Annotated in this window: 3 protein-coding genes; all 3 read left to right on the top strand. The window is 43.3% G+C overall.

Annotation, left to right across the window (positions count from 1 at the left end; all coding sequences use genetic code 11):
- Positions 1-20 precede the first annotated feature (20 nt).
- The 3 genes from A8805_RS07050 to A8805_RS07040 all read left to right on the top strand — a co-directional run bounded on the left by A8805_RS07050 (position 21) and on the right by A8805_RS07040 (position 16,095).
- Positions 21-12,653 carry a SpaA isopeptide-forming pilin-related protein gene (locus tag A8805_RS07050; protein WP_146199433.1) on the top strand — a complete coding sequence of 4,211 codons (12,633 nt, stop codon included), beginning with the start codon at positions 21-23 and terminating at the stop codon, positions 12,651-12,653.
- Positions 12,654-12,775: 122 nt separating this feature from the next.
- Complete coding sequence (locus tag A8805_RS07045; protein WP_109709495.1) at positions 12,776-14,872, top strand: hypothetical protein; 2,097 nt, start codon at positions 12,776-12,778, stop codon at positions 14,870-14,872.
- 293 nt (positions 14,873-15,165) lie between these two features.
- The gene (locus tag A8805_RS07040) at positions 15,166-16,095 is read left to right on the top strand and encodes an ABC transporter ATP-binding protein (protein ID WP_109709494.1); all 930 of its coding nucleotides are present in this window, start codon (positions 15,166-15,168) and stop codon (positions 16,093-16,095) included.
- Position 16,096: the final 1 nt, after the last annotated feature.

Genomic DNA, 16,096 nt, shown 5'->3' with positions numbered 1-16,096 from the left:
TTGAGAAAGGGGAGACAAAAGTGAGAAAAAAAATAAAAAGAGGTATAGCACTTATTCTTGCTATGTTGATTGTAGTAACGACGAATACAGGAAATATGTATGCAATGGATGATTCCGGACTGGGAACAACGGATACCCGGGAAGGCGAAGCTTCGCAGACAGATACACAGGAATTGTATGTGGAGGAACCTTCGGATTCGGGAGCTGCTGGGGCTTTGGACAACAGCAAAATGGATATGAAACAAAATGGGGAGAATGCGCAGGATGCCGGCACTGCAGACAGTAATGGAGCCGGTGTTATGCCGGCCGGTGATGCAGTGGTGGCAGAGGCAGACGGACTGACAGACGGTGCAGAGGAGGAGAAGTTATTTGACATGTCAGCCAGCGTAAGTACCTCATCTCCGGTTTTATCCGGTCTTGGATTTACTTATTACATACATTATAATGTTCCCCCGCTGGAGGAGCAGGGAAAAAGCTATACAAGTGCCCAGATTACAGTTGAGCTTCCTGCTCATGTGCATGTAAAGACCACAGAAACAGGCGCTTTATCAGTAACAGGCGTGGACATAGACAGCAGCAGTCTTTTGCCTCTGGACGAGGGAAAAACGATGTTACTTATCAATCTGGTAAATCCCATGCCTGTAGGTACGGCAAAGGATATCAGTATCAATCTGACTACAGATAATTTTGAAATTGCAAATGATACTAAAATTAAATTAACTCCCGAACTGACTGCTATTGCAGACGGTTATAAAGTAACAGGAAGCGTTCCCGAAAACAAAAAGCCGGAAGTCACAATCCGTGCCGATGATGGATGGAATATGACAAAGGATGTGGGAGAGGTACAGGAAGAAGCAGAATATTATTTGATACCGTATACAATCAGAGCAGTCAATCAGCAGTCTGGAACAGATGCGGATTCCAACCGCTATGGACGGCTGCAGATAGAAAGTTTTTCTATTACGGACAGCCTTCCTTCTATTACGGATGGAACGAAGAGTGATGGCAGGCTTATAGGTTATCCGGAAAATGGAGGGGCTGAAATTGTTTCGGTCACCATGGGCTCAGAACAAAAACAGATTTCGTATACTACAGAGAGCTATACGGACGGAAGTGTCAAAAGCATTACGTTTGAAGATTATGAAAAGTCTTCGTCCGGTGCCCAGAATATAGGGGAGGACAAACCTATTACCACAACATATACTATAACTCTGAAGTATCCCAAAAACCCCTATATCACGTCTTCAGATGAACAGCTCAAAGAGTATGTTCTTCAGAATCAGGCAAAACTGGAGTATAAGCTTCTGGGGAAGGATGCAAAGACGGTGGAAGACCATGCAGATTTGGTTCTGGGAGAGAAGGAACCTGTAGGTACTTCCTACGGCCTTACGGTAGAGAAACTGGGAAAAATCGGAGATTGTGAATTTAATATTTCTGAAGCAGGAGGAACGGCAAAGTTTGCTTTATATAAAGATGAAGACTGTAAGATGCTGGCAAGTGATATTACGGGAACTTGGACAGCGGGAGAAGAACAGAGCACAGATGAGTCAACGGGGAGGGTTACATTTTCCGATCTCCGTAAAGGCACTTACTATTTGAAAGAGACTTCTGTGCCGTCAGGTTTTAAAGAGATGGCGCCTAATCCGCTGAAAATTGAGCTGGGACCTGCAGTCATAGTTGAAACTTCTGATTCTGCAAAGGTTACAGATGCAGGTATATTACAGATTACAGACACTACAGATGAACTGGGGATAGTGGAATTCTATAAATTTGGTCAAAATGCGGAAGGCAATATTGATAAAATTGCAGGTGCGGCGTTTATACTGACCAATGAAAATGATGGTAAAAAATATGAAGCAGTATCTGCCGGGGATGGTCTGGTACGTTTTTATGCAATACCGGCGGGAACCTACAGCCTGGCGGAAAAAAGCGTAGAAGATGACCAGTATATCGTTTCTTCAAAGATCATCAATGGCATCACAGTGACAGGAAATCAGGTGACTGTTCCAGAGGGGCTGGATACAATTTTGTTTCAGGGGGAAAATACAGCAGGCTATTTAAATATTTCAAAAAAAGGTATCCTTAAAATCCAGAAAGTAAGTTCAAAGGATGCTGCCATCACACTGAGTGGTGCTGAATTTGAAGTATACGGACCCTATGAAAATGAAAGCGATGATATAAAAGAAGGTGACAAATCAACAGCCACACTTGTAACAGGACCTGATGGAACAGCAGTATCAGGGCCTCTGGATGCAGGCTTTTATATTTTGAAAGAAATTAAGGCACCGGGTGGTTATGCAGTCAATCCTCAGAAAATATATACAAAAGTTGAGGTGGAGGCAAATACTGTAACTCCCGATGGTACATACAAAATTGAAAATGATCCCATGATTCCATTTACAATCCATAAACAGGGTGTTGTAACAGCCAGTGACGGAAATACCGCATATACAGAGGAACTTCCGGGAGCAAAATTTGAGATTTATGACGCCCAGGGAAATCTAAAAGGCACGCTGACAACCAGGCTGGACCAGGGAGGTAAAGCAATCAGCGAAACACTGGAACTGGCACCCGGAACATATACCTATAAAGAAATAGAAGTCCCTGGCGGCTATACACCGATAGAAGGTTCTGTTAGTTTTACACTGCCTTTGACGGGAGACAGTCCTTCCCAGCTGTTGGTAATTAACTATGCATATTATGGACAGATAAAGATTGTAAAGACAGATGCCGCAGACAGCAATAAATATCTTTCGGGGGCAGAATTTGGAATATATGAAGATGAAGCCTGCACCCGGCTGATTGAAACAGTTACAACAGGTGAGGACGGCATTGCAGTATCTAAATTGCTTCCTGTAGATTCAGACAGTGGTAAAGCATACTGGGTCAAGGAAACAAAAGCACCGGATGGTTATGCTTTACTGGCACTTGCAGGGGAAAAAGTAATCGTAAATAAAGGCCGGCAGGAAACGGTAGAGAAGACAAATCTGGCATTGGCAAATATACAGATTACCAAAACAGATTCCAAGTCAGATCAGTCCATTAAAGGCGTAAAATATGGTTTATATACCAAGAATACCTCCAGTGGATATGATCCGGTTCTTGATGCAGAATTCAAACATATTACACAAGTTACCGGACAGAATGGTATTTGTACGTTCAGCGGACTTCTGCCTGATACTGAGTACTATGTGAAGGAACTTGAAACAGATAGCTCTTATGTACTGGATGGAACAATGCAGGGACCGATCCGCACAAAGGAAGGCACAGATTCCATTAAAGTAACGGAAGTGTCTTACCAAAATGACAGAAAAGGGAAGCTTCTGGTGAGTAAAACCACAACTATGGATGCAGAGAACGGTGAAGGGGTACCGATGGCGGGTGTGGAGTTCACACTCTATCATTATGATGCTCAGGCAGAGAATGGAATTGGCGCCCTGGTAGGAACTGCGGCTACTCAAATTCAGGGAGACGGTACAGAAGCGCAGGCAGTGTTTGACAATCTGGTGCCGGGGGAATATATACTTGCTGAAACAGGGCTTCCATCAGAAGAAGCGGGAGGCTATGCTCCCCTGAATTACCGGCAGAAAATCACTGTGCATGCAGGCGATAATCAGACTGGCCAGGGATATGGGCAAAATATTATATTCGTAAAGAATGAACCGGTGAACGGCAGATTGAAAATCGAAAAGATTGGACAGTATGCGGACGGAACCAATCAAAAGAATATTGAGGCCTCTTTTAAGCTTTACACAGACCAAACATGTACCAGTGCTGCTTTGGATGTTTCCGGCAAAGAGATTGTACTGAACCTTACAGAAGCAAATACAATAGCACAGAGCGGATGGATTTCTCCGGGTACCTATTATCTGAAAGAGGAGACAGTGGATTCGGAATATACGTTGTGGACTGAACCAATTGAGATTCAGATAGAAAAAGGAAAGACAACAGAGAAAACCAATGTAAATGCACTCCTTAATAACAAAAAAGGAAAGATAAACCTGAAAAAGCAGGCTGCCTTTCAAATCAAGGATTCGGAGGGAGATAATAAAGTTTATTATGATTTAAAGGGATCCGCTTTTGTACTTATTAAAAAGACTGGTACGATTGCACAGGATGTGACAGCGGATAATTTTGCCGAAGCACTGGCAGATTCTAATGCAAAAGTAGACCTGACCAGTAATCCCAGCGGCATGTCAGGATGGATGGATGCCGGCGAGTATTGGATTGTAGAGTATAAAACCCCTGAGAATTATACCATGGATCCTTCACAGGGCAGTTATGTAGATAACATACAGACAAATGGAGCCGGTGTTTATGTGTGGAACAATGTATGCACTGTAGTTTCAGGAAAAGTCTCGGATGCCGTTTCCGACACGGTAACGGTTGATAATACTACTGATAAAGGGAAACTGCGTCTGTTTAAAAGAGCGTTTACAGAGACGGGGGTTCTTCTGGATGGAGCACAGTTTGAAACATATATTGTGGATGCGGTAAATGGAACTGATACCCAAATTGAAACAAAAGACGGTGAAATAACAGTAAAATTGAGAAAAGTGAATATTTCCAATTCCTCAGACGCTGGAGGGAAGATCATGGAAAGCGGAACCTCTGGTACCGGAAGTGCTGTAACCGTGGACATTGAGCCTGGAACTTATTATCTGAAGGAAACCAGCACAGATAAAGTTAAAAATGGCCCATGGTACTGGTATGATCAATGGACAGGGCCAATTGAGGTTGAAACAGGAAAGGAAACTCAGGTTACAGTCCTCAACTATACCATGCACGGAGAAGGAACAAAAGTAAATCAAGAAGGAGCTCCACAGAAAAGTGCTGTATTTGGCGTTTTTGAGAAGGAAGAGGACGCCCAGAATATGGTGTCTTATATCCAAAACAATAATATATCCATATATAATGCAAATCCCGAATCTATAACTAAGGAACAAAAGGCCAGATTGGAGCAGTACAAAGACAACATACAGGATCAGGAATTTCTGGCAGAAAAGGGGATATTACAGACAGCCGTTTCTGACGAGGAAGGAAAATTCTTCTTTAACGGTCTGACTCCGGGGGAGGATTATTATGTAATTGAATTGCTGGCTCCCTCACAATTTGAAATATCCGGCGATGTGAAAAAGGTTACCATTAAAGAGGATGGTACAGGATTTACCCAGGATCTCAATTTCCAGAATTACAAACTGGGAAAATTTAAAGTGGTGAAATATACCAGGCTAAATACCACGCTTTATGCTGTGGAGGGGGTAAGTTTTAAGGTCTATAAACCTAAGATGGACCAAACAGGAATAATCAAGGATATGGAACAATATGGAGACAGTGAAGTTGTCGCAGAGGGCACGACAGACTCACAAGGATACTATACATCGATTCTTCTTCCGGCAGGTCAATATATTATTTTCGAGGACAGTGTGCCGGTAAATGGGATCGTGGACAAAAATCCGGATTCGTCGCAAAATTACAGAATTGTGACAGTTACCAGAGACAATACGAATACGGAATATGCAGGAATGGAGGATGGTAAAGGTTTTTATAATCCACCGTCGAAAGGAAAGTTCATTGTTAAAAAGATTACCGTACCGTTATCGGGAGGTGTTGTTTCAGTTGAATTCCAATTAGAAAAATTAACAGTTGGAAATTGGGAGAAGATGAATACCTTTACAGTGAACACAAACGGTGCTCAATACGAGTCCGGCTTCCTGGATGCAGGAATATACAGAGTATATGAGACAAATGCAACGGGTCTCACTATGGCCTACACAAAAGATAATCCTCTGCAATTTCAGATTGAAGGCGGAAAGATTACCGGCTGTACGGTGCCTGGCGGTATATTTACAGGGGAAGCCGGGACTACAACAGGAACCCCTTCAACGGAGGCAGATATAAACCAGCCCATGGTAATCCAGAATCAGCGCCAGGGAAGTCTGTCAATCAAAAAACAGGGTGCTTTTGGCAGCGAAGGAAGTTTGTCTGATATAGTAGGACTTAATGGCGTAAAATTTACTCTGTACAGGAAGGTTTCGGAAAATGCCGAAGCAGATTGTAAAAATACAGATAACTTTGTGGCTTCAAAGACAACAGCGGATATGGACGGCCAGAAAGGCGTGGCGGTATGGAACAATCTGGATGCAGGAAGCTATTGGCTGAAAGAAGATTCGCTGGGCCAAAACAGCAATTATACTCTTGATTCCGAAATTCGGGAAATTACGATAGAAAGCGGTAAGAAAAACAGTATCTATTTTGAAAGCCCTATTGTAAATTACACAACACACGGCAAGCTGCAGATTAAAAAAGTAGATGCTAATAATACAGGAAAGGTGCTGCGTGCAACTTATAATATATATGCAGATCAAGAGTGTACGAATCAGGCAAAAGACATAAATGGAGGGCTTGCGTCTATTACAACAGATTCTGGAACAGGTATAGGCATATCGGGGCTTCTTGGAAAAGGAGAGTATTACTTAAAAGAGGCAAAAGAACCGGATGGTTATATTCGGGATACAAAAGTATACGGTCCTTATACAGTGGAAAGCAACAAAATAACAGATGAGACGGAGACTCCTCTGACGGATCAAAAACTGTTTGCAATTGAGGTAACAAAGAAAGATACGAAAACCAGTTCGGTCCTGAAGGGTGCTGAGATTGGCCTGTACAATTCTCCTGCATGCAGTGGAAGCGATCTGCTGGAAAGTGCCTTGTCCAATGAGGAAGGTATTGTACGTTTTGAAAATCTGACAGTGGATGCGGACAGCGGAGAAAGAACTTATTATGTGAAGGAAATCGCAGCTCCGTCTGGATATGACCTGAATGAACAGGTATTTGAGGTTCTGATTAAATATTCCGATTTTGAACAGACAGGAAACCCAATATATCCGGTAGAGATAGGAAATGACCAGCTTGGAAAGATACAGTTATTAAAGAAAGGGAACTGGCAGAATATTGACGAACAGAGTCAAACACAGATTCCTCTGGCTGGCGCGGAATTCAAAATTTATCCAGTGTCAGGCAAAAATATAGAGCACAGTTCGGATGCAGAGGCTGCAGATACGATTGTGACCGGCGGGACAGGATATGCTGTTACAAAAGGACTGGCGGCAGGCTGGTATGAAATCGTGGAGACAAAAGCACCAGCCGGTTATGCAAAGACAACAGATTCCTTCTGGGCAGAAGTAAAGAACAATGAAACGGAAGAAACCTATGTGAATACCCCCATCATGAATGTTCCGAACAAAGGAAGATTCAGCATAGAAAAGTATGACGGGTCACCAGAACAACAGGGACTGACCTTGATTGGAAACAGCAGGGCAGCAGAATTCAAACTGGAGCAGAAGATTGCCGGAGACTGGAAAAGTGTAGGAGGCGAAAACATCAAGGTTGCAGATGGAAAATATACGTCCAATCCAATGGAACCGGGAGAATACCGGCTGATTGAGACAGTTGCGCCTATACATACATATGAACAAGATAATCACAGCTATTCTGTTGAATTTGCTCTGGACAGCACCCCCATTGAATTTACCATATATGCGGGGCAGACCGTAGGAGTAAACCAGGCAGAAGGCGGGCTCGATAATCCCGCAGTTTACAATAGTCCTCTGGGGAGCATCCGGCTGACAAAACAAGGAGACCAGAATGAGAATGAAAAGCTGGCAGGAGCGGCATTCGAACTGTATACAGATGAACAGTGCCAGAATAAAGTAGATAATTCCCTGAAGTATACAGGAAATGAAGGTACTATATTGTGGGAAAACTTACTTCCAGGTGATTACTGGGTAAAAGAAGTTTCCACAGAGTCTTCAGACAAGATGCTGGATCAGAAGGGATATGGAATGAATGAGACGCCATCTAAAGTAACGGTAAAGTCAGGACAGTTACTGAAGGCGGATTTGACGGAAATGGTTACAGTTATCAATCATGCAGACAAAGGAAAGCTTCTCATTATAAAAGAAGATGAAAACGGCAATACCCCTCTGTCTGGAGCTGTCTTTGAAATCTATGCCCAAAGCAAAGACGGAGGATGGGAGAATCAGCCAGTGGATACAGTGACTGTGGCAGAAACAGGCAGTTATTCCAGTCTTCTGCCGGCAGATGACGCCGGGACCAAGTATAAAGTGGTGGAGACAAAGGCTCCCTCAGGTTATACCCTGGACAGTACATTGTCTGAACTGGAACAAATAGTAACCGTTTATCCTCTCCATAAACCGGAAAAAGGAAAAGAAGAGAATAAAAACGTAGTGACCTTCCTGAACCGTAAATTAGATACGGTCAGCGGTTTTACTTCTGGGGTTAAAAAGCAGGTAAGAAAGGCAGGAACCTCCGTGTGGGCCGGGGATGCTGTATCAGAAAAGAGCCTGCTGGAAAGTGACTATACAGCAGAATTTCTTGTAAATGGCTATGCCGATGGGACGAATGACATTGGTGCCTCAAAATTCACAGTAACGGATCATGACATTGTTATGGAAAAGAAAAGTGGAGAGCAGGGAAAATACGAGGCGATTACAGCTACAGAAAAGGATTACAGGATTAATTCGGTTACATTACTTCCTACTAAGAATAGCCAGGATACAGAAAAAGTAACTGCGGTGGTATATATTCAAAAAACAATGCAGGATAAGGCAAATAATACATGGTATCAGTATAAACAAATCCTGGATGTATCCAATGAGCAAAGTGTTATTTTTTCTTCTTCACAGGTGTTGGCAGAGGGAGAGAAGGTTGTCGGTGTTAAAGTGGAATACGGCAATGTAGGTCCGGGATTTACCAGTGAAGGTCTGGTGCTGAATGTGACGTTCCTGGACCGCAGCGGATGGTCTGCAATTGAAGACAGTGAGGTAAGAAGAATTGTTAATAAGGCAGACTTAGAGTGGACGTCCAAAAAGGCAGACGAATCAGGTCAAAGTGCCGGGGATTCTGCTGTCCTGAAATCTAATCCGGTATATATTACATTCCCGCTGTACAAAGAAAGCCTGCCGGAAGTAAGCATTACCAATCAAATATTAAATAAAAAAAGTACTTACTACTCCGGTGATAATATCCAGTATCAGATTGTAGCGGAAAATCACGTGGCAGATGGTAAAAATGAAAACCTGACAGGTCCTGTAATCTCTATGAGAATGCCGGCAATGACAGTACTCAAAAGCAGCCTGAATGACAATGGATATGTGAATGGATTCCAGATTACCCTCCGGCGGGCGGACGGTACAACGACAGTCATTCCTGCCTCCAGCTACAAGGCTGTAAAGAAAGAAACAAGTGCACCATTGGCAGCCCAGGGGAATGACCAGTATGCTGAATCAGATACATTAAAGAGTACCCAATATATCTTCCAGTTTGATGACAGTGTTGTGTTGGAACCGGGAGACAAGATTATCATGAATTATACCGGTGTTATTACTTATGAAGCTAAGAGCGATAACGGAGTAACAAATCTGGTATGCCCGGCATATCTGAGCAGTACAGAAAAAGCAGCCGTTTCTTTAGAGAATCCGCTTGGACTGAGTTTTATTCCGTACAAACAGGCTTCAAGCCAGGAACTGCATGATAATAATATAATAGATACTGCATTGTCTGACAGACTTCAGTATATGAATGATACAGCAGTAGCTGAGGTAAGCGATTCCAAAGTAGTGCAGTTGGTAAAATATATTGGTACAAAGAATCAGGATGGAAATATTGAGTGGAAGGGGCCGGGGGAACTGGCACAGCTTAACCCGAATGAAACCTATTATTATAAGCTGGTACTGCTGAACAATTCCACAGAAGCAATTGCAAAGACAAGAGTGGTAGATATACTGCCATTCAATGGCGATTCCTATGTCATGAAGGCAGGCGGCGTCTATACAAACCGCGGCACAACCATTCCCACTGGTGCAGGGTTTGAAGCTGTAACGGCGGAGGGGATGGAAAACAATGACAATAAACTCACTGTATACTCAACGAACCATAACTGGACTGTGCGCAAGGATAGTGAGTCGGAAGAAAATGGAATCCTGGGTATGATGTATAACCGGACAGCAGGTTTTACGAAAAACGGATGGCAAAACGGAATAAGCAGTGACGCCACCGCACTGGGATTTGAAGTGGATTTCGGGGGAGCGAATCTGGAGCCGTATCATTCTTATGAGATTGTGTTTCAGGTAAAGGCACCTGGATATACGGCAGATAAGATTGATGATTATTATGAGAAAGTAATTGCGAATTCTGCCATGGCTTCAGTGACCAGAGCCGGAACCGAGAATAATGAGACAATTGAGCTCAGTGACCGCATGGAGCCGGAGAAGGTAACTGCTGTATTAGCGCTTCCCACCGGCAGCGTTGGCGATTACGTGTGGTTTGACCATGACAATGACGGAATACAGGGGACAAAAGAGGATGGTGATGAGCCGGCACAGGGAATTAAAGTGACATTGTATAAGAAGACTTATTTTAAGTTCAATGGAAGTACAGCTTACATGGAAGAGGCTGTGGATGAAACGGTTACAGATCAGAACGGCAGCTACCGGTTCGACGGGCTTGCGTGCAAATATCTGAAGGCGGGAGTTTCTGCCGGTTCAGAGGAACCGGATGATTATGTAGGCAGTGAATATTATGAATACCGCGTTCACTTTGATATCACAGGGTATACAGCAACAGACCGCTACCAGGGAACGGATCCTGCCAGAGATTCCAATATTGACCAGAATGGTTACACGGAATACTTTACTCTTTCCGTAAAAGAAGGCGCCGGGGGTACCTTAACCGGCCAGCAGGATATGACCATTGATGCAGGCCTTGTAAGTCCATATGCTCTTGGAGATTATGTATGGCTTGATAAAAATAATGACGGTATTCAGGGCGCTGACGAGCCCGGCGTCAAAGGGGTAAACGTATTTTTATACAGGGTAAATGCCGGGGGAGAAGTTGCAGATAATTATTATGCAAGAACAACCACAGATGGAGATGGAAAATATCTCTTTGAAAATCTGATACAAGGGAAATATGTGATAGAATTTGATATTAGCAACCTGAGGAAAACAGGGGATGGCTATACCTATCAATATGACTTTACAAAAGCTGGAAGCCAGATCGATAATACACAGTCAGATGCGAAATATCCGGTAGATGCAGATGGAAGAATCAGAAGGACGGATGTCATTACTTTAACCAGGGAAGCACTGGATGAGGCGGCTGGAAATGATGGTGTAGAAATAAACCGGGATTTACGCTGGGATGCCGGACTTGTCGTATACAGCGCAGTCGGAGGATTTTGTTTTGACGATCAGGATTACAATGATATCCATACTCTGAATATTCCTTTGGAGGGAACTGTGGTAACCTTATTCGAAAAGGATGGAAACGATATCGGAAAAGAGATAGGCACTGCAACTACGGGTGCGGATGGCAAATATTATTTTGATCATCTTGTATTCTCCGGAGACCGGCAGGCATATCTTATACGGTTTGATTATCCGGACGGATATACCGGAGTGGACAGTAATGCAGGCGAAGATGATACGGTAGATTCGGATGCCTTATACGACAGCAGTTACTGGGACTGGGATAGCATTGGCCTCAGTAACAGGAAAGCCGGTTATGCAGAAGTAACGCTTAAGAAGGATACTGTAGATACCACATGGGATGCAGGTGCAAGAAAGTACAGCACGATTGGAGACTATGTATGGGAAGATGAAAACAGAAATGGACAGCAGGATGATGGGGAAGCTCCGGTTGGAGGTGTTAAAGTTGTACTCCAGTCAAGAGAAGGCCAGGACGGAACATGGAAGTTCTATGCACAAACGGCTACTGATAAATATGGGAGATATTTATTTACAAATGTAAAGAGCAGTGATAAAATATCGACGCAGTACCGTGTAGTATTTGCACTTGACCCAAAAACGAAGGTAACAACCTGCCAGCAGTTCGGTGTCAGTGACGCGTTGAATTCGGATGCAATTGACAGTTATCAGTACGGTATTCTTCAGGGTACTCCAGAATATCCGATTACAGGCGGTTATGTAACCAGAATGCTGAAACCCGGATATGGGGAAACGGATTTGACCTGGGATGCGGGAATTGTACGCTTGATGTCGGCAGTAGGAGATTATGTATGGTACGATGATGACTACAGCGGAATACAAGAGGAAAGAAAGATGCCGGCTGCAGGCATTCCGGTAGCTCTGGAGTACAATGCGGCAGGTGATCTGGAAAATGAGGATGCGTGGGCAGCAGAAGGGGAAATGGTAACGGATGAATACGGAAAGTATCTGTTTGACAGCTTGCCGGAAGGATATTACAGGGTAAGATTCCAGGTGCCGAATGGCTATACCATTACAAAATATGGCCAGACGGCAGATTTGGAAAAGGATTCAGATACAATGATCCGGGGAGAAAACCGGTGGTTTTACACGAAAACCTTTTATCTTGAGGCAGGTGTAACAGACTTGTCCTGGGATGCAGGAATTTATAAACCAAAAGTACGGGTTATAACGGATACAAAAGAACGGGTTATTACTAAAACTGTCACAAATACAAACAGAAAAGCCGGACAGACGAAAACCGGAGATAATGACACTGTCACAGGATTTATTGTGCTGCTTGCCATATCCGGAGGGACAGTTGGATTTCTGCTCTACAGAAAGAAAAAGAATAAAAAATCATAAAAATACGGGCCAATCATAAAAAAGATTGGCCTGTATGACTAGCCTGTGACTTTTTTACTGTATTGTATAAAATGTAAAGAAAAGGAATAGAAGAGGTATAATTTCTGTAGAAGGAGGATTCAATGAAAAAAAAGATTTTAGTATTTTTGGCAGCTATATCTATACTGGCTGGTCAGTTTGCGTCATTGCCAGTAACTGCCAAAGCTGCTGATATATGGATTGAAGATTCTAATGCGCCGGACGGCGGGTATTGGATGGATGAAGATGGCTATATCGTAGATGACGGAAGCCAGGGCAGTAATTACATTATTCAAAGCTACGAAGATTCTTCTTTATATGATAATGCCGGTTCCATAGAAAGTGATGATGTACAGGGTACCGGGGCAACATCAGGTAGAATTTCGGGTATAACGGCGGATGCACCGGGAATTCAGCAGTTTGAATATTCGGCAGACGGTGAAGTGGCTTTTAAATTTTTGGTAAACGGGCAGGAAGTGAATGGAGTAGACTACTCTGCTGCCGGAAACATACTGACGGTAAACGACGCAGATACGGATTATAATGTAGTGATGTATAGTTCGGAAAAGTCCTTTATTTCATCAGCGCGTACGGTATTTGCATACCGGTATCATGTAATTTATAATCTGGACGGCAGAACAATAACAGCTGCGGAAGGAAATATCAATAAAGCAGATAACTCTACGGTCCATAAGGCGCCGCTGCTGTATGCAAATAGCGGACTGGAATATGAGCTGACAGGCGGGGCAAATGCACAGACGCAGATTATTTCCTACGATAACATGACAGGAAGTTATACATTTAACTATACAACCTATAACCCCCAGGACCGGACTCTTACCGTTCATCTGAATGATGACCGTGGAAACGAAATCCAGACACTGACTGAAACAGTGAAGTACAAAGACGGGGATGTTACCGTTGCCATTCCGCAGCAGCTGGAAAAAGATGGAAGAAAATATCAGATCAGAGATACGATTTCATCGGTAACGGTTAATTATTTCAGCAGCAGGTTTGATTACAGTTACACATACCGGGAACTTGCAGCGGAAAACAGGGATCCTTATTCTGTAAAAGTACTATTCCGTGAGGAAGGTACAGAAAAAGCTCTGGGCGAAGATTATTTTACGGTATCGGCAGAAAATATTGCAGATAATGAGACCGTCACATATCGGCCTAATGCGGAGCGTTCTATTCTGGAAGACTCTGTAAAAGTATATTATTCTCTCAGCGGTCCGGCAGAAATAACGCACAGGGCGGCAGCGGATTACGAGAATGTATCTTACACTGTATACTATAAGAAACAGGCAGAAGATGCACCTTATAACTGGATTATACTACTCACAGATGTGTCCGGCGGAAAAGTACTGGATACGATCTCAAAACAGGTTACAATCAATAAAAATGTAACCTATGAAGCTGCCCCACAAATTACGGCAGATGGAAAAAATTACGTACTGAATTCTCGGATGGCGAGAGAATATACATACAGCTATGGAGAAGAGCCGAGAACCCAGGTTATATATTATGATGAAGAAGGAGGAAACAGTATTTCTTCCTATGCTCTGAATGTGCAGTATAAAAGTATCACAGACAATACTGTATTTTACAGGACACAGAAGGAAGTGAAGATAGAGGACCCCGTAGCTGTGATTAAAGCGGAGGACAATTACACTGATTCAGAAGGTAATGAATATGTAAAACTTCCGGGACAGGATAACCTGACACATGATTTTACATCAGCACAGAGAACGGTGACTGTTTATTACCGTGATGTGAATGATATTCAGAATGCAGATACAGTGGTAACCCGGGAAGTGGTTACGACTACGGAGCAGGTTCAGACAGTGACCCTGGCGGCGTCTGAGGGAGGAGCGGCTGGTGGAGTGACCGGAGGAACTGCTGATGGAACTGTGCTGGGAGGAACGACTGTATCTGCAGAGACGGCTCCAGGTGCTACACTGACGAATGAAACAACCGGGCAGTTGGTTACTGTGGACGATGAGGGCATACCTCTTTCTGACACAGCAGATGAGCTTACAAAAATAGAGGATGAAGAAACGCCTCTGATAAATAAAAACCTGGAGTCCGGAAACAGAATCGTTACGGCTGTAATTGCAGGAATTATCATAATACTTTTGATTTGCGGAGCAGTATATATTATTAGGAGAAAAAAGGAAAACAAAAGTAACCAAAAATAAAAAACTTTGCAAAAGGCACCGGATATGCTGTCCGGTGCTTTTTTATATAATAGGAAACTTTGTTTCCTATTATATAAAAACCCTCTGGGAGCTTGCACTGGGGTGGCAAGGAAGCTGCTATCGCAACCCGCCACAGGCGCGAGAGTTTGCGTACCAAACTCTTTGTTCCAACATATGACATTTGTCATATAGATATTGTGACAGACGACACTACGCTCTGGCAGATAAAGACGTTATACTGTAACTGTGGCAACCGGGCACAATTCTATCAACGTATAATAGGAGGAATGATAATGATTAAAATAGAAAATCTGGTGAAGCGGTACGGCAGCCTTATAGCACTGGATCATCTGAATCTGGAGATTGAGGAAGGAGAAATATTCGGCCTGCTTGGTCCAAATGGCTCCGGCAAAACAACTGCCATCAACTGTATGCTGGCACTGCTGAAGTACGATAAAGGAATTATAAAGATATTTGGTGAGGAGATGAGCCCTGATAATTATGATATTAAAAAGCAGATAGGGATTGTCCTTCAAAATGTGGCAGTATTTGACGAATTGACAGTTTATGAAAATATAGATTATTTTTGCGGCTTGTATGTGAAAGATAAAAAGGAAAGAAGGAAGCTGGTAGAGGAGGCAATTCAGTTTGTAGGGCTGGAAGAGTATATGAAGATGCGGCCTAAGAAATTGTCAGGAGGGCTGCTCCGCCGTCTGAATATTGCATGTGGGATCGCACATAAGCCCCGGCTGATTATTCTGGATGAGCCAACGGTTGCAGTAGACCCCCAGAGCAGAAACCGGATTTTGGAAGGGATTCAGAAGCTGAACCGGGAGGGCTCTACTATCATCTACACTTCCCACTATATGGAGGAAGTGGAGCAGATTTGTACCAGAATTGCTATTATGGATCATGGAAGAAGTATTGCAGTAGGTACAAAGGAAGAGCTGAAAAGTATGATTAAAACAGGTGAGACAGTAACAATTGAAGCGGCTGTACTGGATATAGAGCAGTTGAAGAACATCCGTCTGCTGCCTCATGTATTTGATGTAAAATATGAGGAACAGGTCCTGACAGTCAGATGTACAGGTGGGAAACATAACCTGATACGGATACTGAATCACCTGCAGGAGGAGGGAATTTCTTTTGGAAGAGTCTTTTCAGAGCTTCCTACTTTAAATGATGTTTTCCTGGAAATTACCGGGAAAGAACTAAGGGATTAGG

The sequence above is a fragment of the Faecalicatena contorta genome (assembly GCF_003149105.1).
Taxonomy (GTDB): Bacteria; Bacillota; Clostridia; order Lachnospirales; family Lachnospiraceae; genus Muricomes; species Muricomes contortus_C.
Note: the sequence above shows the minus strand (reverse complement) of the source record. Positions and strands in the feature narration are given on the sequence as shown.

What these genes read in the sequence shown, in the direction of transcription:
- A8805_RS07040 (WP_109709494.1), top strand. Translation starts at nt 15,166, where the DNA reads ATGATTAAAATAGAAAATCTGGTGAAGCGGTACGGCAGCCTTATAGCA.
- A8805_RS07045 (WP_109709495.1), top strand. Translation starts at nt 12,776, where the DNA reads ATGAAAAAAAAGATTTTAGTATTTTTGGCAGCTATATCTATACTGGCT.